Source organism: Streptomyces sp. NPDC093252 (assembly GCF_040683675.1).
Taxonomy (GTDB): Bacteria; Actinomycetota; Actinomycetes; order Streptomycetales; family Streptomycetaceae; genus Streptomyces.
In genome coordinates, this window is the sequence record NZ_JBFBEM010000005.1 from 200,266 (window position 1) to 218,225 (window position 17,960).

The 17,960-nt window shown below is 72.5% G+C and carries 14 protein-coding genes; 6 read left to right on the plus strand and 8 right to left on the minus strand.

The window, feature by feature from the left end; genetic code table 11:
- Nucleotides 1–28 precede the first annotated feature (28 nt).
- Together AB0O01_RS12430 and AB0O01_RS12435 are read right to left on the minus strand one after the other, a co-directional pair.
- Entirely contained in the window at nucleotides 29–781 is a 753-nt protein-coding gene (locus tag AB0O01_RS12430) for a response regulator transcription factor (protein ID WP_365312724.1), read from the minus strand.
- Complete coding sequence (locus AB0O01_RS12435; protein ID WP_365312726.1) at nucleotides 778–2,109, minus strand: PspC domain-containing protein; 1,332 nt, start codon at nucleotides 2,107–2,109, stop codon at nucleotides 778–780. Before AB0O01_RS12435 ends, AB0O01_RS12430 begins: the two co-directional genes overlap by 4 nt.
- A gap of 914 nt (nucleotides 2,110–3,023) precedes the next feature.
- Here AB0O01_RS12435 and AB0O01_RS12440 point away from each other — a divergent pair.
- Nucleotides 3,024–4,304 carry a PspC domain-containing protein gene (locus AB0O01_RS12440; protein WP_365312727.1) on the plus strand — a complete coding sequence of 427 codons (1,281 nt, stop codon included), beginning with the start codon at nucleotides 3,024–3,026 and terminating at the stop codon, nucleotides 4,302–4,304.
- A complete protein-coding gene (locus tag AB0O01_RS12445; RefSeq protein WP_365312728.1) occupies nucleotides 4,291–4,536 on the plus strand; it encodes a hypothetical protein in 246 nt (81 codons plus the stop codon). Before AB0O01_RS12440 ends, AB0O01_RS12445 begins: the two co-directional genes overlap by 14 nt.
- Nucleotides 4,537–4,811: 275 nt before the next feature.
- Here AB0O01_RS12445 and AB0O01_RS12450 read toward each other — a convergent pair whose 3' ends face one another.
- Both AB0O01_RS12450 and AB0O01_RS12455 read right to left on the minus strand, forming a co-directional pair.
- Complete coding sequence (locus tag AB0O01_RS12450; RefSeq protein ID WP_365312730.1) at nucleotides 4,812–5,348, minus strand: DoxX family protein; 537 nt, start codon at nucleotides 5,346–5,348, stop codon at nucleotides 4,812–4,814.
- Nucleotides 5,349–5,539: 191 nt separating this feature from the next.
- On the minus strand, nucleotides 5,540–6,817 hold the full coding sequence (locus AB0O01_RS12455; RefSeq protein WP_365312731.1) for a hypothetical protein: 1,278 nt from the start codon (nucleotides 6,815–6,817) through the stop codon (nucleotides 5,540–5,542).
- 290 nt (nucleotides 6,818–7,107) lie between these two features.
- Here AB0O01_RS12455 and AB0O01_RS12460 point away from each other — a divergent pair, with 290 nt between their 5' ends.
- Nucleotides 7,108–8,322: a DUF4429 domain-containing protein gene (locus tag AB0O01_RS12460; protein WP_365312733.1), complete on the plus strand. Its 1,215-nt coding sequence runs from the start codon at nucleotides 7,108–7,110 to the stop codon at nucleotides 8,320–8,322.
- Between the two features lie 33 nt (nucleotides 8,323–8,355).
- On the opposite strand, the gene AB0O01_RS12465 is transcribed toward AB0O01_RS12460, so the two are convergent.
- Nucleotides 8,356–9,156, minus strand: a complete 801-nt coding sequence (locus AB0O01_RS12465) for a class II aldolase/adducin family protein (protein ID WP_365312735.1) — start codon at nucleotides 9,154–9,156, stop codon at nucleotides 8,356–8,358.
- Nucleotides 9,157–9,499: 343 nt separating this feature from the next.
- Between AB0O01_RS12465 and AB0O01_RS12470 the strand changes: the two genes are divergently transcribed.
- Nucleotides 9,500–9,943, plus strand: a complete 444-nt coding sequence (locus AB0O01_RS12470; protein ID WP_365313125.1) for a pyridoxamine 5'-phosphate oxidase family protein — start codon at nucleotides 9,500–9,502, stop codon at nucleotides 9,941–9,943.
- A 76-nt stretch (nucleotides 9,944–10,019) separates the two neighbouring features.
- Here the strand turns inward: AB0O01_RS12470 and guaA are convergent, their stop codons facing one another.
- Complete coding sequence (guaA, locus tag AB0O01_RS12475; RefSeq protein WP_365312737.1) at nucleotides 10,020–11,600, minus strand: glutamine-hydrolyzing GMP synthase; 1,581 nt, start codon at nucleotides 11,598–11,600, stop codon at nucleotides 10,020–10,022.
- Nucleotides 11,601–11,974: 374 nt separating this feature from the next.
- Between guaA and AB0O01_RS12480 the strand changes: the two genes are divergently transcribed.
- Both AB0O01_RS12480 and AB0O01_RS12485 read left to right on the plus strand, forming a co-directional pair.
- Nucleotides 11,975–12,373 carry a chorismate mutase gene (locus tag AB0O01_RS12480; RefSeq protein ID WP_365312739.1) on the plus strand — a complete coding sequence of 133 codons (399 nt, stop codon included), beginning with the start codon at nucleotides 11,975–11,977 and terminating at the stop codon, nucleotides 12,371–12,373.
- 736 nt (nucleotides 12,374–13,109) lie between these two features.
- Nucleotides 13,110–14,123: an LAETG motif-containing sortase-dependent surface protein gene (locus AB0O01_RS12485; protein ID WP_365312741.1), complete on the plus strand. Its 1,014-nt coding sequence runs from the start codon at nucleotides 13,110–13,112 to the stop codon at nucleotides 14,121–14,123.
- A gap of 200 nt (nucleotides 14,124–14,323) precedes the next feature.
- Here AB0O01_RS12485 and AB0O01_RS12490 read toward each other — a convergent pair whose 3' ends face one another.
- Together AB0O01_RS12490 and AB0O01_RS12495 are read right to left on the minus strand one after the other, a co-directional pair.
- Nucleotides 14,324–16,177: a GMC family oxidoreductase gene (locus AB0O01_RS12490; RefSeq protein WP_365312742.1), complete on the minus strand. Its 1,854-nt coding sequence runs from the start codon at nucleotides 16,175–16,177 to the stop codon at nucleotides 14,324–14,326.
- A gap of 42 nt (nucleotides 16,178–16,219) precedes the next feature.
- Complete coding sequence (locus AB0O01_RS12495) at nucleotides 16,220–17,953, minus strand: succinic semialdehyde dehydrogenase (protein WP_365312743.1); 1,734 nt, start codon at nucleotides 17,951–17,953, stop codon at nucleotides 16,220–16,222.
- Nucleotides 17,954–17,960: the final 7 nt, after the last annotated feature.

The window sequence follows — 17,960 nt, forward strand, 5'->3', positions numbered from 1 at the left end:
CGCCGGGGCCGGGCCCCGGGCCCCGGGCTCAGACCAGTCTGTGTGCCGTCGCCCACCGGGTCAGCTCATGCCGGTTGGAGAGCTGGAGCTTTCTCAGCACCGCCGAGACATGCGACTCCACCGTCTTCACCGAGATGAACAACTGCTTGGCGATCTCCTTGTACGCATAACCCCGGGCGATCAGCCGCAGCACCTCCCGCTCGCGCTGGGTCAGCCGGTCCAGGTCCTCGTCCACCGGCGGCGCGTCCGTGGAGGCGAACGCGTCGAGGACGAACCCGGCGAGCCGCGGCGAGAACACCGCGTCGCCCTCCTGGACCCGGAAGATGGAGTCCACCAGATCCGTGCCCGTGATCGTCTTGGTGACGTACCCGCGCGCACCGCCGCGGATCACCCCGATCACATCCTCCGCCGCGTCCGACACCGACAGGGCCAGGAAACGCACCGGCTGCTCGGCGTCCGCCATCAGCGGCGCGCTGCGGCGCAGCACCTCCACCCCGCCGCCGCCCGGCAGATGCACATCCAGCAGGACCACCTCGGGCCGGGTGGCCGTGATCACCGTGACCGCCTGGTCGACGTCCGCGGCCTCGCCGACCACCTCGACCCCGGTCTGCTCGGTCTGGCCGATCTCGGCCTGCACACCCGTGCGGAACATACGGTGGTCGTCGACCAGGACCACCCGCACATGCCGCCCCGGGCCGCCCCCCGCGGGACGGCAGGGCTCGACCGCCTCGGCCGGCTCCGCCGCTCCGGCCGTACCGCTCGCCTCGGTCGGGTCGCTCATGTCGTGTTCTCCGCCCTCTCCATCTCCAGCTCGACCTCCGTGCCACCGCCCGGCACCGCGCGCAGCCGCGCCGTGCCCCCATGGCGCTCCATGCGGCCGATGATCGATTCCCTGACGCCCATCCGGTCGGCGGGTATCGAGTCGAGATCGAAGCCGGGCCCCCGGTCGCGGACGGAGACGAACACCGTCCTGCCCTCGACCTCGGCGTAGACCTGCACGGCACCGCCCTCGCCACCGTACTTGGCGGCGTTCACCATTGCCTCGCGCGCGGCCTGCATCTGTGCCCCGATTCTGTCGTCGAGCGGGCAGTCGCCGACCACGACCACCTCGATCGGGACGCCGTGCTTGTCCTCGACCTCGGCCGCGTTGCCCCGGACCGCGTCGGCGAGGGTGTCCGGCTCCTCGGCCTCCTCCTTGCCGGTGCCCTCGGGCTTGTACAGCCAGGTGCGCAGGTCGCGCTCCTGGGCACGGGCCAGACGGCGCACCTCGCCCGCGTTCTCCGCGTTGCGCTGGATCAGGGTCAGGGTGTGCAGGACCGAGTCATGGACATGGGCGGCGACCTCCGCCCGCTCCTGGGCGCGGATACGCATCAGGCGCTCCTGGGAGAGGTCCTGCGTCATCCGGACCAGGTACGGACCGGCGAGCAGCGTTATCCCGACGAGCACGGCCAGCGCCGCCTGGAGCACCGACCCCAGATGGGCGGCCGAGCCCTGGAGGACGAAGATCGCGGTCACGCCCGCGGTGACCAGCAGGACACCGGCGACCGCCCTGAGCAGGTTGAGCGTGCGCTTGCGGCGGCCGGCCTCGACCCAGCGGGCCCGGCGGGCGTTGTCCGCCTGCCGCCACACCAGGGCGACCCCGGCGCTGACCAGCACGGTCGGCCACAGATAGACGGTGGCGCCACCGCCCACGTTGACATTGCCCACGAAGACCATGGCCACCACGACCATGAGCAGCAGGGCGATGATCTGGCCCTTGTCGGGCTTGCGGGCGACTATTCTGCGGCGGCCGTCGGGCGAGGTCTCGGTGGTGACGAAGGAGGGCGGCTTCTGCGCCTCCACCCCTCCGACACCGAGCGGGACGAAGAACCAGAAGGCCGCGTAGAGCAGAGCACCGAGGCCGTCCGCCATGAAGAGGCCGACGAAGACCAGCCGCACCCAGACCACAGGCAGCCCGAGATGCCCGGCGAGCCCCCGCGCCACGCCACCCAGCCAGCGACCGTCGCTGCTGCGGTAGAGCTTGCGCGGCGGTCGCGGTTCGACAAGTGGTGGCGCTGCTGCGACGTCCGGCATGCCATCGATGTTCACACGGCCGGCGGAGCGGAGCATCAGGGTTGTCCCCCGAGACACCCCTGATCTTCGACCGGCCCTCGGGTCGAACGCTTCCCCCGGCCCGGCTCAGGGGAGATATCAGGGTCCGGCCAGGGTCATTCCGACTGCCGCGGCGGCGGCTCGGCCGTCACCATGGACTCATGACTGATCACCAGCACGCCGCGGACCCCGGGCCCGGCCCGAGCCCGTCCGGCGCCTCCGCCCCGCACGCAGCGGAAAAGGAACCGCGCGCGAGCGGGCGCGAGCGGGCGGGCGCGCACGGGGAACAGCGGGGGCCGGGGGAGCTGGAGGAGTGGGCGGGCGCGCGGACGAAGCTGGAGGCCAGGGTCGAAGCGCTCCGGGGCGCGGGGGGTACGGCTGTCTCCGGCCGTCCCGGCAACCCCGGCAATCCCGGCAATCCCGGTAACCCCGGCAGTCCGGGCGGCCGTGACGCCGAGGGGAGCGCGGGCGGCTTCGGCGGTGCGGGCAGTGCGGGTGGTTGCGGGGCTGGTGGTCCCGGGGTCACCGGCAGTGGGGGCAACGCCGGTGTTCCCGGTCGAGCAGGTGGTCGGGGGAGCGCGAGCGGGCTCGGCGGCGTGGGCGGTCCGGGTGCGGTCGGTTCCAGCAGCTCCGACGATCAGGGCGGCGCCGGAGTTCCCGGCGGTGCGGGCGGTCCGGGTGGTCCGGGTGGCTGGGGCGGTGCGGGCGGCTCGGACAGGCGGAGTGGGTCCGGCGACCTGGGCCATCCAACAGACATCCCGCCAGGTCAGGGTGATCCCGGCAACCCGGGAGGCCACGGTGGTGCCAGCAACCCCGGAGATCATGGTGGTGTCGGCAACCCCGGAGGTCACGGCGGTCCCGGCAGTCCTGGCGGCCGAGGTGAGCCCCCGGCGGGTCATGAGGGTGGGCCGGGTGAGCCCGGGTCGCCCGGTGTGCCGCAGCCGCTGCACCGGTTCCGTCGGGACCGGCCGCACAAGATGCTGGCGGGGGTGTGCGCCGGGCTCGGGCGGCAGTGCGACATGGACCCGGTGATCTTCCGGATCACGCTCGCCGTACTCTCGGCGACCGGCGGCATCGGCCTTATCTTCTACGGCTTCGCCTGGCTCTTCGTGCCGTACGAGGACGAGGAGGAGAACGAGGTCAAGAAGCTCTTCACGGGCCGGGTCGACGGCCAGGCGCTGGCGGCCGTGCTGTTCGCGCTGGTCGGCTGCGGGGTCTTCCTGACCATGCTGGGCAACGGCGGGGTGCTGACGTTCGGTGTGGTCCTCTCGCTGCTGCTGGCGGGCGCGGGGTACTGGTCGCAGCGGCGCGGGGCGCCCCGCCCCGATCCGCTGGCCGCGCAGGCCGCCGCCGACGCCCCGCCGGAGCCGCAGGCGCCGCCGGTCGGGGCCGCGTATCCCTCGTGGTGGCGGGACCCGATCGTCAAGGACGGAGGCCGTGTCGGCGGGACGGGATATCTGTGGGGCCCGCAGGACTCCCTGAACCGGGACATCGCGGCGGCCGTCAACATCAGCCGCGGTCAGTCGGCGATGGCCGCCCGGCTGGACCTGGCGCCGCGGCCGGCGTCACCGAGGCAGCGGGGGCCGCGCTGGATCGGCGGCTGGACGTTCCTGCTCGCCCTGGCCGCGGCTGCCGTGGGCACGGGGCTGACCTGGGACGGGCAGCCGCTCGGCATCAGCCTTCAGACGGGCCTGGTGTGCGCGCTGCTGGTCTTCGGGCTCGGGATAACCGTCAGCTCCTTCCTGGGGCGCACCGGAGCGGGCTCGATGTTCCTGGCGCTGCTCACGGCAGGTCTGCTGGCCGGGGCGGCGGCACTGCCCGCGGACGTCAGCACGCACTGGACACGGACGACGTGGCGGCCGGCGGCGGTGGCCCAGGTCGAGCCGCAGTACGACCTCGGTACGGGCCAGGGCACCCTGGATCTGTCCGGGCTGGATGTGGCGAGAGGGCAGACGGTGGCGACGGGCGCGGACGTGGGTGTGGGGCGGCTGCGGGTGATCGTGCCCGCGGACGCCACGGTGCGGGTGCAGGTGGATGTCGGGCTCGGTGACATCCAGTTGCCCGGCGAGAGACAGCAGGATGTGGATGTGGCCCCCGGGAAGTCCAGACAGGTGACACTGGCGCCGACGCAGGACGCGAAGAACGCTGGCACGGTGGAGCTGCGGCTCCAGGTGGGCGTGGGACAGGCGGAGGTGCTCCGTGCTGCGTCATGAGTTCCAGCCCGGACGGCTGGTCGCGGGTCTCGTGGTGATCCTGGCGGGTGTGGTCTATGCCGGGGACGCGGGCGGGGCGTGGGAGACACCCTGGTTCGCGATCTTCCCGCTGATGGTGGCGGGGCTGTTCGCGGCGGGCGCGGTGGGCGTGATCGGCCGGGCGGTACGGAGACGCCGGGCCGGGCCGGACGGCACCCGAGCGAGCGATCATCCGACGGAGACCAGACCCTGACAACGGGGCGGGCCGACGAAACCGGGCCCTTGGCAGCGGGTGCGGACCCGGCCCGGCGGGGAGCCGGCCTCTGACGACGGGGCGGGCCGGCCGACGCCTGGCCCCGGCAACGGGGCGGGCCGACGAACCCGGCCCCGAACAGGGGGACGGCCTGGCGGGAGCCGGCCTCGGAAAACGAGGCGGGCCAACCCAGGTCGGACGCTGGCAGCCGGACGGGCCGACCCGGATCGGACACCGCCCGAACACCGTCGCGCCCTCAGTAGTGCCCGCCGCTCTCAGTAGTACCCGCCGCCGGACCGGGAACGCCGTCGGGAGTGCAGGACGGCGTCCAGGGAGAGATAGGGGGCGCCCGCGAGGACCAGGGGCAGCCAGGCCATCAGATAGACGAGGTCGTTGCCGTAGTAGTAGGGGTCGGCGGACCAACTGACGGTCAGCCAGAGGCTGAGCGAGATGAGGGCACCGCCGAGGGCGGCGATCCGGGCGAGCAGCCCGATCAGGGTGCCGATGCCGACGGCGAGTTCACCGAAGGCGATGGCGTAGCCGAAGCCGACGGGGTTGTCGAGGGCGGTGTCGATCAGGGCCGGGATCGCCGAGGAGTCGCGGACGCCGCGCATCAGGTCGCCGATGGACCCGAGGCCCGAGTCCTTGAGGAAGGCGCCGTCCGTCAACTTGTCCAGCCCGGCGTAGATGAAGGTGACGCCGAGGAACACCCGCAGGGGCAGCAGGGCGTAGCGGGTGGCGTTGCTGCGCCAGTCCCGGCCGCCGCCGTCGCCGTAGGGGGTGTGGGTATCCGTTCGATAACCGTGCGTCATCGCTGCCAGCCACCTCTCACCGCGCAGTGCCGGGCCCGTCACTTGACCATACGTACGAAAGGAAGGAGCCGCTCAATGTCGTGGGCACAGTGTTTGTCGTGGGCACAGTGTTTCGGGCTGCGGGCGTTCCGCGCCAGGGGGCGGGGAAGGGAGCCGGGCCGTGATCGGCCGGGAGCGGGGCGGCCGGCCGGTCAGTCGGTGACGTCGATGTCGTACGGATCGGTCTCCACGCCCGCGGCGGTGACGACCTGGACGGCGGCGCGGCCGGGTTCGACCTCGGCGGGGACGGGGACGGTGAGGCGGGTGTCGGAGGGGTTGCTGAAGCCGCCCGCGACGGGCACCAGGGGGACGTGGACATGGACGGCGCCGATGCGCACGACCATGCGGGCGAGGCGGTCGGCGCCCTGGGCACCGGGCGGGACGAACCCGGCGCCGCGGATCTCGATGTCGTCGCCGGTACGGATGGGGGCGTCCAGGTCTCCCGCCTCGCGGGCGCGGACGACGGAGAGGATCACGGGCCGACCGCCGTCGGCGTACTTCCCGGCGACATATGTGGCGGCCGAGACGAGGACGACGACGGCCAGCCCCCAGGGCAGGTCGGGGAGTTGGTCGGGGCGGCGGGCGAGCCGGACGGCGGCGAAGAGCAGGGCGACGGCACTGATGACGACGTACTGGATGTCGGCGAAGGTGCCGCGGCCGGAGTCGTCGGTGAGCAGGTCGGCGGCGCGGGGGCGGTCGGCGCGGACCTTCTGGAGCCGTCTGTTCAGGACCCGCACCCCCACCACCCGGCGGACGAGCACGGCGATGGCGCAGACCACGGCGAGGACGACGACGGCACCGGCGCCGCGGGCCAGGTCGAGGCCGGAGACGATGGCGTCGCGTTCGTCCGGGGTGGAGGCGACGGCGAGCCGGCCCGCGAGGAGCAGGACGGCGTACGCGATGAACAGCACCCAGGCGGCGGCCACGGCACGGGAGGTGGAGAGCCGGTTGTCCTCACCGATGACGGGGGCGAGGACGCCGCCGCGGGCGCGGTGGTACCGGGAGGCGATGGTGAGCGCGGCGGCCACCAGGAGCGCGGCGAGGAGTGCGGCGGTGCGGGCGGCGGTCCAGCCGGTGCCGATGGCGGTGAACGCCTGGCCGAGCAGGAGCAGGACGACCGCGGCCCAGACGGTGCAGGCGGTACGGACCCACAGCCGGTGGAGCCAGGCGTCGCCCTCGGCCCGGCTGCGTTCGGCGACATCCTCGGCGGACTGGGTCAGGGCCTCGGAGACCCATTGGCGGGACGCGGAGGCCGAGTGGGCGACGGCGGCCGGGAGCCCTTGCCCGGCGGCGAACTCGTCGCGGCGGCGGAGGAATTCGGCGACCGCGTTGCGATGTCCCGCGCGGACGCCGTGCGGACAGTCCCCGCAGGTGCAGCCGCCGCCGTGCCCTCCCGTCCGGGAGCCCGCCCCCGTCTCCTGCACCGCCACGCCCGACGACCGCCTTCCCCATGACTCGTTACGACACACCCCGCCGCGACCGGCCGACCGCGGCACCGGCACCGGCACCGGCACCATCAGCGGTTCCGGCACCCGGCGACAGCTCCGCCGTCCGGTGATCCGGCCCCCCTCCGGGTCCCCGCCACCGGAACGCAACTCCCGTGCGACGACAGCGAATTGTGCCCTACCCGGGGCAGTGTCCGCCCGGTGGGTCCACGGACCGGGCACGGGTGCGGGTGAAGCGCGGGGCGCCGTGTTGACCCGGCTGCGAGAATTTCCGTATGGCCGAGATCATCCAGCGGGACGGGACCTGGGCCTTCGACGGCACGACGGTACGGATCACTCCGGGGCTGCACCGCTCGGTGCCGCTGTTCCGGCAGACGTACGGGGAGATCACGGTCCCGCTGGAGGCGGTCGCGGGGGTGGTCTACGAGCCCGAACGCAAGCGGGGGCGGCTGCGGTTGCGGCTGCGCGAAGGGGCGGACCCGCTGCTCCAGGCGACCGGCGGGCGGCTGCCGGACCCGGCGGATCCGTATCGGCTGGCGGTGGAGACGGACCGGGCCGGGGTCGCGGAGTACGTGGCGGAGGAGATCCGGCGGGCGCTGCTCCTGGACCAGCTTCCCCAGGCGCCGACGGGGGCGTATCTGCTGGCGGGGCCGCCCGTACCGGTGTCGGTGCGGTCGAGCGACGGGACGGTGTCGTTCGACGGGACGCGGATCAGGATCGACTGGGCGGACACCTCGGACCGGGTGAAGCGGGCGACGGGGCCGCGGATCATCGATGTGCAGGACCTGGTGCAGGTGGAGTGGCTGCCCAACTCGGGATACGAGGACGGGTATCTGCGATTCGTGACCCGCGAGGCGATGGTCTCGAAGCTGCCGCCGGAGAAGGATCCGTACGCGCTGGATCTGTGGGGCAGTGTGCGGCGGGATCTGCTGACGGCGCTGGTGGCGACGGCGGTGACGGCCCGGCTGCCGCATCCGTCCACCGGGCGGGACGCGGAACCGGACGCGGAACCGGACGCCGGGCGGGACCCTGGACGGGACTCCGGGGGCGACGCCGGACGGGACTCCGAGGGCGGCTGCGGGGTCGGGGTCAGGGCCGGGGTCCAGGTCGACGGGATCCTCCGCGCCGGGGACCGGGACCACCGGGCACGGCCTCCGGCCCAAGCTCTGCCCCAGGGACCACCCCTGGACCAAGCTCTGCCCCAGGGGCCGCCCCCGCCCCAAGCTCTACCCCGGGCTCCGTCCCAAACCCCGCCCCACCTACCGACCCGAACCCCGCCCCACCCTCCATCCCAAACCCCGGCCCACCCACCGGCCCCGGCGCTGGACCATCCCCTCCCCGGAGGGAGCCCCCCGCATCGCGTGGACGGTCACCATGACGTGCTGCTGCGGCGGCTGCGGGAGCTGGGGGAGCTGCACCGGGACGGGGTGCTCACGGACGAGGAGTTCGCGATGACGAAGGCGGTGGTGCTGCGGGGCTTCGAGGAGTGAGGGCGGTGAGGGGCGGCGAGGGCGGGGCGGGCGTCAGCTCAGCAGATCGGGTTCGCTGCGGCTGATCTCCTGCCAGAGCGGCTGGTAGTTGATCCAGGCCACCAGGTCGCCGCCGAGTTGTTCGCGAGTGGCCACGGCGGGCTTGTGGTCGATGAGGACGGGGCGCCCGGCGGCCCGCGCGGTGAGCTGGACCTGGCTGGAGCGTTCCATGGACAGGAACCACCAGGCGGCGGCGTCGACCGAGTCACCGACGGTGAGCAGGCCGTGGTTGCGCAGGACCAGTGCCTTGCGGGAACCGAGGGTGTCGGCGATCCGGCGGCCCTCCTCGGTGTCGACGGCGACTCCGGAGTAGCCGGCGTACAGGGCCTGGTCCTCGTAGAAGGCGCAGCTCTCCTGGGTGATCGGGTCCAGCAGGTCACCCAGGGCGGCGAGGGCGCGGCCGTGCACGGAGTGGCAGTGGGCGACGGCGACGACATCGGGGCGGGCGGCGTGGACCTGGGCGTGGACGGTGAAGGCGGCCTGGTTGACATGGTGGCCGCCCTGGATGACCTGCCCGTCCTGGTTGGCGAGGACCAGGTCACTGACGGTGACATGCCGGAAGGGCATACCGAAGGGGTTCACCCAGAAGCAGTCGGTGTACTCCGGGTCGCGGGCGGTGATGTGGCCGGAGACCCCGTCCTCGAAGCCCTGGCGGCCGAAGATCCGCAGGGCGCCCGCGAGCCGTTCCTTGCGGTGCCGGCGCTCGTCCTCCAGGGACTCGTGCATGGGCGGCATCGCGAAGCGGAGCCGGTCCGTGGGCAGGGGTGGGGGTGGGGGCGGAGTGGGGCCGAGCATGGTTCCTCCGGCACTGGAGCTGCTTTACGGGCGGGAAGTTACCGTCGGTCAGCCGAAGATGACAGAGCTGAGCGAGAAAGAGGACGCCTGTGGCCGATACCGGACAGTGGATGTCGGGATTCGGGGTGAGACTCGTCGTATGACGCGTACGAACGGAAAGAAGATCGTCGACTCCGCCAAGGGGACAACGGCCGGGGGGACGACGGCCGGGGGGACGGCTGCGGAGGAGAGGACGGCCGGGGAGAAGACAGCAGGCGGAGTCGGGGCGGGCGGAGTGGGTGCGGGCGCCGGGGCAACGGAGGCGGCGCCGGGAGCCGGGGTCGGCTGGGGCCGCTTCGCGGCGGTGGAGCCGGAGCTGGCGAAGACCTCGGAGGAGAGATTCGGGGCGTTCACCCACCATGTGCTGGCGACGCTCCGCAAGGACGGGTCGCCGCGCACGACGGGGCTGGAGGTGCGGTTCCTCGGCGGGGAGCTGTGGCTCGGGATGATGCCGGGGTCGGTGAAGGCGCTCGATCTGCTGCGGGACGGACGGTTCGCGTTGCAGGCGAACCCCGGGGAGGGGCAGTCGATGGGCGGGGGTGACATCCGGATCGCCGGGCGGGCGGTGGAGGTCACCGACCCGGCGCGGAAGGCGGCGTACAGCGAAGAGGTGGAACCGCCGGAGCCGTTCCACCTCTTCCGCACCGAGGTGACGGAGGTCGTGCGGACCTTCGTCGAGGACGAGAAGTACCTGGTCGTGCAGGTGTGGCGGCCCGGAGCGCCGGTGCGGACGCTCAAGCGGACCTGAGGGGTCACCGGCAAGGGCTCACCGGCAAGGAGTCACGGGGGAAGGAGTCACGGGGAAGGGCTCACCCCGGTGGACGTCACTCCCACTCGATGGTGCCCGGCGGCTTGGACGTGATGTCCAGGACGACGCGGTTGACGTCGGAGACCTCGTTGGTGATCCGGGTGGAGATCTTCGCGAGGACGTCGTACGGGAGCCGGGACCAGTCGGCGGTCATGGCGTCCTCGGACGAGACCGGGCGCAGCACGATGGGGTGGCCGTAGGTGCGCCCGTCGCCCTGGACGCCGACGCTGCGGACATCGGCGAGGAGGACGACCGGGCACTGCCAGATGTCGCGGTCGAGACCGGCGGCGGTCAGTTCCTCGCGGGCGATGGCGTCGGCCTCGCGGAGCAGGTCGAGGCGCTCCTTCGTGACCTCGCCGACGATCCGGATGCCGAGGCCGGGGCCGGGGAAGGGCTGGCGCTGGACGATTTCGTCGGGCAGGCCCAGTTCCTGGCCGACCATCCGGACCTCGTCCTTGAAGAGCTTGCGGAGCGGCTCGATGAGCTGGAACTCCAGGTCCTCGGGGAGGCCGCCGACATTGTGGTGGGACTTGATGTTGGCGGTGCCGGTGCCGCCCCCGGACTCCACGACATCCGGATACAGCGTGCCCTGCACCAGGAACTCCACGGCCGGGCCCGCGTCGGCGATGATCTCGGCCTGCGCCTGCTCGAAGACCCGGATGAACTCCCGCCCGATGATCTTCCGCTTCTCCTCCGGGTCGGAGACGCCCTTCAGCGCGGTCAGGAAGCGCTCCTCGGCGTCCACGACCTTGAGCTGCACGCCCGTCGCGGCGACGAAGTCCTTCTCGACCTGCTCGGTCTCGCCCTTGCGCATCAGACCGTGGTCGACATACACGCAGGTCAACTGGGAGCCGATGGCCTTCTGGACGAGGGCGGCGGCCACAGCGGAGTCGACCCCGCCGGAGAGACCGCAGATGGCACGCCGGTCGCCGACCTGCTCGCGGATCGCGGCGACCTGCTCCTCGATGACATTGCCGGTGGTCCAGTCCGGGGTGAGCCCGGCGCCCCGGTAGAGGAAGTGCTCCAGGACCTGCTGGCCGTGCGTGGAGTGCATGACCTCGGGGTGGTACTGGACGCCGTAGAGCTTCTTCTCGTCGTTCTCGAAGGCGGCGACCGGGACGACATCCGTGGACGCGGTGACGGTGAAGCCCTCGGGGGCGGCGGAGCAGGCGTCGCCGTGCGACATCCACACCGGCTGCTCGGCGGGGGTGCCCTCGAAGAGGGTGGAGGACGACTTCGACACATGCAGCGGCGTACGGCCGTACTCGCGGGCGCCGGTGTTGTCGACCGTGCCGCCGAGGGTCTGGGCCATGAGCTGGAAGCCGTAGCACATGCCGAAGACGGGGACACCGGCCTCGAACAGCGCGGCGTCCAGGCGGGGCGCCTCGTCGGCGTAGACCGAGGAGGGGCCGCCGGAGAGGATGATCGCGGCGGGCTTCTTGGCGAGCATCTCGGCGACCGGCATGGTGCTCGGCACGATCTCGCTGTAGACCCGGGCCTCGCGGACGCGGCGGGCGATGAGCTGGGCGTACTGCGCGCCGAAGTCGACGACCAGGACGGTGTCGGGGGCCGGGGCAGCGGAGGGCGCTGATGACACGGGGTGCCTTTCGGCGGTGGGCGGAGCGGGGCTTGTACTTGCCGATTCTACCGAGGCGCGGGGTGGGGGCGCCGTGGGCGACCGTCGAGGTGCGGGGTGGGGGGGCCGTGCGTGACCGTTGAGGCGCGGGGGGCCGTGGGTGACCGTCCCGCCCCACCCGTGCAATACTCCGCCCCATGCGCAAGCACGCGACCTTCCTCTTTACCTATGGCAGCCGGCCCGCCGGATGCCATGGTCGTGTTGCTTGAGCTGCTGACGAGCGACCTCCCAGGCGCCCCGGGCCGACAAGGCCCGGGGCGTCTGGCGTTCCCGGGTCCCGGTCGGTCGGGGCGCCACCTCCGCCCCCACCACCACCCACCCCAGGAGAACCCGACATGACCACCGCCACCTCAACCCAGCAGAGCACCCCGAACAACGCACAGCAGAGCACCCCGCAGAACGCACAGCAGAACACCCACCAGGGCACCCCGCACAACACCCCGCAGAGCACCCGGCAGGGCACCCAGAAGACCGGCGCCCACACCGCCGAAGCCGCCGACGTCATCTCCGGCGCCCGCGAACGGATCGACGCCCTCGACGACCGGATCATCGGCCTGATCCAGGAACGGATGGCGGTCTCCGCCGTGATCCAGGACGCCCGCATCACCTCCGGCGGACGCCGCGTGAACCTCTCCCGCGAGATGGAGATCCTCGGCCACTACCGCGAGGCCCTCGGCAAGCCCGGCACCACCCTCGCCATGACCCTGCTCGAACTGTGCCGGGGCAAGATCTGAACCCCTGGGCACGTACGTACGCATGCCCTCTCACCCGTACGGCGCGTGACGCCCCCGCGGGACCCTTCGTTGGTACCGATGTCCGTGTCAGCCAGGCGCGGGCCCGAATGAACCACGCGTGGCTCGCTGGGGCGATGAGACGTACGGATCGTGCCGTACGTCGTGGGACCTCGCTCCAGGGTCGTGACCGGACGGCAGGGGACAGCAGCCCGGTCACCCAAGAGAACGGCCGGCTCCGGGGACGCCCGGGGTCGGCCGGCGGGATCCGCCCCTGAGTCCCGTTCCCGGACGAGGCGGTACGGCTCCCCCCTCACCATCACCCCCACACCTCACCCCACCCCACCCCGACCCCCTCACGCCCGCCCGGCGTGCGAAGCCAGCGGCGCAACCCCCCGGCGCCGCTCCCCGGCACCGGCGCAGCCCTGACGCCGGTGCTGACGAAGGAAGGGCCCCGCGGCCGACCCCCGCGGGGCCCTTCCGCACGCCGAGACCACACAAGCCCCCACACCCCATCTCCCAACCCACCCACCCCCGCACAACCCACTCCCCCTCCACCCCCTTCAACCCCTCCACCTCCATGTGACCCAGACCACATAAATATTATGTGAATGAAGGACAACCATTCACAGGTGTCACTGATCCAACCCCTCGAATCAACGGACACACCCGCGCCCCACAAGCGGGGGCCGACCGAAGCCTGCTGCGAGATCGCAGCACTGGATGTTTCGAGGTCTTCATGAAGCTCCGCCGTGCACTGGCGGTGGCCGCCGCGACGGCCGTCATCTCACCGCTCGCGCTGCTCACCACCGCGCCGCTCGCGTTCGCCGACAGTGAGACGACCCCGACCCCCACCGCGTCCGAGTCCCCCACGGACGGCGAGTCGCCGAGCGCCTCCCCGACGGCGTCACCGACGGAGAGCGAGACCTCGGAGCCGTCCGGCAGCCCCACCGCCAGCACCACCCCGCCGGTCGACAACTCCACCGAGCCGGGCGGCAAGCCCACCGGCACGCCGACGACCACCCCCGCGACCACCCCGCCCGCGAGCACCACCCCGCCGGCGGAGACCGAGACGCCCGACCCCGAGCCCTCGGCCTGCACGGACGAGATGGTCGATGTCAGCATCACCGGCCTCCCGGGCAAGATCCCGGCGGGCAGCGGCTGGCGCGAGTTCTCGCTGGACGTGCTCAACACCTCCGACTCCACCCTCACCGACCTGGGCTTCTTCGCCGGGGCCGCCTCCGACGAGGCGGGGCTCGACCTCTTCCTCAGCAAGCAGGTCCAGCTCCAGGCGTGGGACCCGGAGAGCGAGACCTGGGGGGACCTCGATGAGGAGGGCTACGCGGTCGGCTACGTCGGTTACACCGACGAGCTGAAGCCGGACTACGAGGTCAACATCCCGCTCCGGATCAATGTGAAGTCCTCCGCCCCGGTCGGCTCGGGCTTCTCGCTCGGCGCGACGATCTACGGCGACCCGGACGCCGAGTGCACCGGCTACGGCGAGGTCGCCTACCGCTTCCAGATCGTGGCCTCCGGCACCGACACCGACGGCACCCGCCCGCAGGAGGGCGGCAAGGCCCCCGTCACCGACGAGCGGCCCAGCGGCAACACCCCGCAGGTGACCGGGAACCTCGCCGAGACCGGTTCCAGCTCCGCGCTGCCCGTCATCGGCCTGGTCGGCGGCGCGGCCGTCGTGCTCGGCGCCGGTGCGGTGTTCGTGGTCCGCAAGCGCAAGACCGGCAGCGTCGCGTAACCACCGTCACCACCAGCACCACCAGCACCACCAACTCAGGCATCCCGGAAACCGAAACCGGGAACAGAAGGACCTGCGCTCGGAGGGGGGCGCAGGTCCTTCTTGCTGCCCCCGAACAAGAGCCCCTGCAAGCCCCCTCCACAAGACAAGGGCCCTCTACAAGGGCCCTCTACAAGAACCCCCCTTCCTCACCCCCTTCCTCACACCCCTCCTCCCACCCCTCCCCATCCCCCCGGCATCCCCAGAAACGTCCCCGTCCTCAGCTCCCCGAACGCCCCCGCCGGTACCGCCGGACTCCTCGGCGCCACCGCCGCCACCGGGGCGTACGCCTCCCCCGGCGCCGGACGCGGATCGGCGTCCCCCTTGTTGGGCCAGTACGCCATCGCCCGCTCCGCCTGGGCCGTGATCGTCAGGGACGGATTGACGCCCAGGTTCGCCGAGACCGCCGCGCCGTCGACGACGGAGATGCCCGGGTGGCCGTACAGCCGGTGGTACGGGTCGATCACGCCGGTCTCGCGGGAGGCGCCGATGGGGCAGCCGCCGAGGAAGTGCGCGGTGAGCGGCATACCCATCAGCTCGCCGATGTTGGAGCCCGCGAAGCCGTTGATCTCGGCGGCCAGGGCCGAGGCGCCCTCGACGGCGGCCCTGATCTGCTGGGGGTTGGGTTCGCCGTGGCCCTGGCGGGCGGTGAGCAGGCCCTTGCCGGGGCCGGCCGGTTTCAGATACGTCGTCAGGGAGTTGTCCAGCGACTGCATCACCAGGCCGATGATGGTCCGCTCGGACCAGCGGCGGTTGGACAGCGAGCGCAGGACCAGCAGCGGATGCCGGGCGGCGTTCCCCAGCCAGGCGGCGACCCGCGACGACCCCTCGGCGTAGGGGACCTGGAGTATGGACAGGCCACCCATGGCGTTGGAGCCCTTGCCGTAGCGGACCGGTTCGATATGGGTGCTGGCGTCGGGGTGGATGGAGGAGGTGATGGCGACGCCACGGGTGAAGTCGGCCTTGCGCGCACCGCCGAGCCGACGGTAGCGCCGGTCGTCGGTCTGGGCGCCGACCAGCGCCTCGGAGTTGGTCCGGGTCAGCTCACCGAGCCGGTCGGAGAGGTACGGGAGCTGCCCGCCCGCCCTCATCCGGTGCAGCAGCGTCTGGGTGCCGTACGTCCCGGCGGCCAGAACCACCCGCCGACAGGTGAACACCCGCCCCCGCACCTGCCCCCGCATCCGCCCCCGCCCCTTCCGCCACCCCGTCCGCCGCCCCGTCCGTTCCGTCGGCAGGGTCGTCACCGCGTACCCGCCCCGCGAGTCGTCCGTCACCGCGACCGCCGTCGTCAGCGGATGCACCTCCGCGCCCGCCCGCTCGGCGAGATGGAGATAGTTCTCGTTGAGGGTGTTCTTCGCGCCATGGCGGCAGCCGGTCATGCACTCGCCGCACTCCACGCACGCCCGCCGCTCGGGTCCGGCCCCGCCGAAGTACGGGTCCGCCACCGTCTCCCCCGGCCGCGCCCGCGAAGCACCGGCCCCGTCCTCGCCGTCGCCGAAGAAGACCCCGACCGGCGCCATGTGGAAGGTGTCGCCGACCCCCATCCGCCGGGCCGCCGCGCGGAGATGGACGTCCGAGGGGGTCATCGTCGGATTGAGGCGCACGCCGAGCATGCGCCGCGCCTGGTCGTAGTACGGCGCCAGCTCCCGCTGCCAGTCGGTGATGTCCCGCCACTGGGGGTCCTCGAAGAACGGGCGCGGCGGTACGTAGAGGGTGTTGGCGTAGTTGAGGGAGCCGCCGCCGACGCCCGCGCCGGCCAGGACCATGACCTTGCCGAGCAGATGGACGCGCTGGATGCCGTACAGGCCCAGGGCGGGGGCCCAGAGGTAGTTCCTCAGGTCCCAGGAGTTCCGGGGGAGGGTCTCGGGGGTGAAACGGCGGCCCGCCTCCAGGACCCCCACCCGGTAGCCCTTCTCGGTCAGCCGCAGCGCGGTGACGGATCCACCGAACCCCGAGCCGACGACAATCACGTCATAATCGTGTGAATCAGGCACAAGTGTGTCGTCCTGGGACATGAGATCCGCCTCCCCATCGAGGGTGTTCCGCCCGCCCGCCCGTCAGCGGAAGCGCAGCGCCTTCATCACCCGCAGACTCCCGCTCATCAACCGCGCGTACTGCTCGTCGCTCATCCCCAGCGCGGGCGCCATCGGCAGGACCCGCTGGGCCGCCACCGTCTGGGCCTCGGTGTACTTGAGGATGCCCTCGGAGCCGTGCCGGCGGCCGAGGCCGGAGTCCTTCATGCCGCCCATCGGGGACTGGACGCTGCCGTAGGCCGAGGCGTACCCCTCGTTGACGTTGACCGTGCCGGTGCGCAGTTGGGCCGCCACCTCGCGGCCCCGCCGGGCGTCCTTCGTCCAGACCGACGCGTTCAGGCCGTACGCGGTGGAGTTGGCGCGGGCGACGGCGTCGTCCTCGTCCGTGAAACGGTAGAGGGAGACGACCGGGCCGAAGGTCTCCTCCGCGCAGACCGCCATCGGGGCGGCGACGCCGTCGAGGATGGTCGGCTCGTAGAAGTACGGGCCGATGTCGGGGCGGGCGACACCCCCCGCGATCACCGTCGCCCCCTTCTCCACCGCCTCCGCCACATGCCGCTGTACGGTCTCCAGTTGCCGTTCGCCGACCAGGGAGCCCATGTCGGCGCCGTACGCCAGGGCGGTGCCCAGCCGCATGGCCCGGGTGCGGGCGGCGAAGCGCTCCACGAAGGCGTCCGCGACCGACTCATGGACGTACAGCCGTTCGATGGAGACGCACAGTTGGCCCGCGGAGGAGAAGCAGGAGCGGATCGCGCCCGCCGCCGCCTTCTCGATGTCGGCGTCCGCGAGGACCAGCATGGCGTTCTTGCCGCCGAGTTCGAGGGAGACCCCGACCAGCCGGGCGGCGGCACCCTGAGCGACCTCGCGGCCGGTGCGGGTGGAGCCGGTGAAGGAGACGTAGTCCGCGTGGCGTACCACTTCCGGGCCGACCACCGGGCCCTCGCCCAGCACCACCTGGAACACCTCGGCGGGCAGTCCGGCCTCGATCAGCAGGTCACGGGCCCAGAGCGCGGTCAGCGCGGTCTCCGTGTCCGGTTTCATCACCACCGCGTTGCCCGCGACGAAGGCCGGGAGGGCGTCGCCGACGCTCAGCTCCAGGGGGTAGTTCCAGGGAGCGATCTGGCCGACGACCCCGCGCGGGTGACGCAGTTCGGTGACCCGGGTGAGGGCGGGGATCGCGCCCGCGTGCCGCTTCGGGCGCAGATAGTGGACGGCCCGGCGGCCGTAGTGCCGGGCGGCGACGGCGACGGCCTGCACCTCCTCATGGGCGTGCAGCCGCGCCTTGCCAGTCTCCAACTGGATCAGATCCAGCACCTCGGCCTGCCGCTCCAGCAGCAGATCGTGGAAGCGGAGCAGGACCGCCGCGCGCCGCCGGACCGGGATGCGCGCCCACACCGCCTGCGCCGCCCGCGCCACCTCGAACGCCCCGGCCACGTCCTCCGGTGTCGCCTCGGGCAGATCGGCGAGCTTCTCCCCGGTGAAGGGGGTGTGGTTCGCGGTCCGGCCCGAACCGGTCACGCCCTTGGTGAGCTGGGCGATCAGCTCCGGGGTGACCACATCGGCGGCGCCCCGCACCCCGGCCGGGACCGGGGCGACCGGGTTCGTACCGGGGGCGACCGGGTTCGTACCGGGGGTGGCGGGGTTCGTACCGGGGGCGGCGGGATTGCTACCTGGGGCGGCGGGACTGTTACCGGGGGCGGCGGGGTCGGCTGAGACGGCGGTGGTGGCCTGCTCGGCAGCGGGCTGCGCATCGGTCATGAGCCGC

Coding starts and splice junctions, on each gene's coding strand:
- AB0O01_RS12430 (WP_365312724.1), bottom strand. CDS start 781: ATGAGCGACCCGACCGAGGCGAGCGGTACGGCCGGAGCGGCGGAGCCG.
- AB0O01_RS12435 (WP_365312726.1), bottom strand. CDS start 2,109: ATGCTCCGCTCCGCCGGCCGTGTGAACATCGATGGCATGCCGGACGTC.
- AB0O01_RS12450 (WP_365312730.1), bottom strand. CDS start 5,348: ATGACGCACGGTTATCGAACGGATACCCACACCCCCTACGGCGACGGC.
- AB0O01_RS12460 (WP_365312733.1), top strand. CDS start 7,108: ATGGCCGAGATCATCCAGCGGGACGGGACCTGGGCCTTCGACGGCACG.
- AB0O01_RS12465 (WP_365312735.1), bottom strand. CDS start 9,156: ATGCTCGGCCCCACTCCGCCCCCACCCCCACCCCTGCCCACGGACCGG.
- AB0O01_RS12480 (WP_365312739.1), top strand. CDS start 11,975: ATGACCACCGCCACCTCAACCCAGCAGAGCACCCCGAACAACGCACAG.
- AB0O01_RS12485 (WP_365312741.1), top strand. CDS start 13,110: ATGAAGCTCCGCCGTGCACTGGCGGTGGCCGCCGCGACGGCCGTCATC.
- AB0O01_RS12490 (WP_365312742.1), bottom strand. CDS start 16,177: ATGTCCCAGGACGACACACTTGTGCCTGATTCACACGATTATGACGTG.
- AB0O01_RS12495 (WP_365312743.1), bottom strand. CDS start 17,953: ATGACCGATGCGCAGCCCGCTGCCGAGCAGGCCACCACCGCCGTCTCA.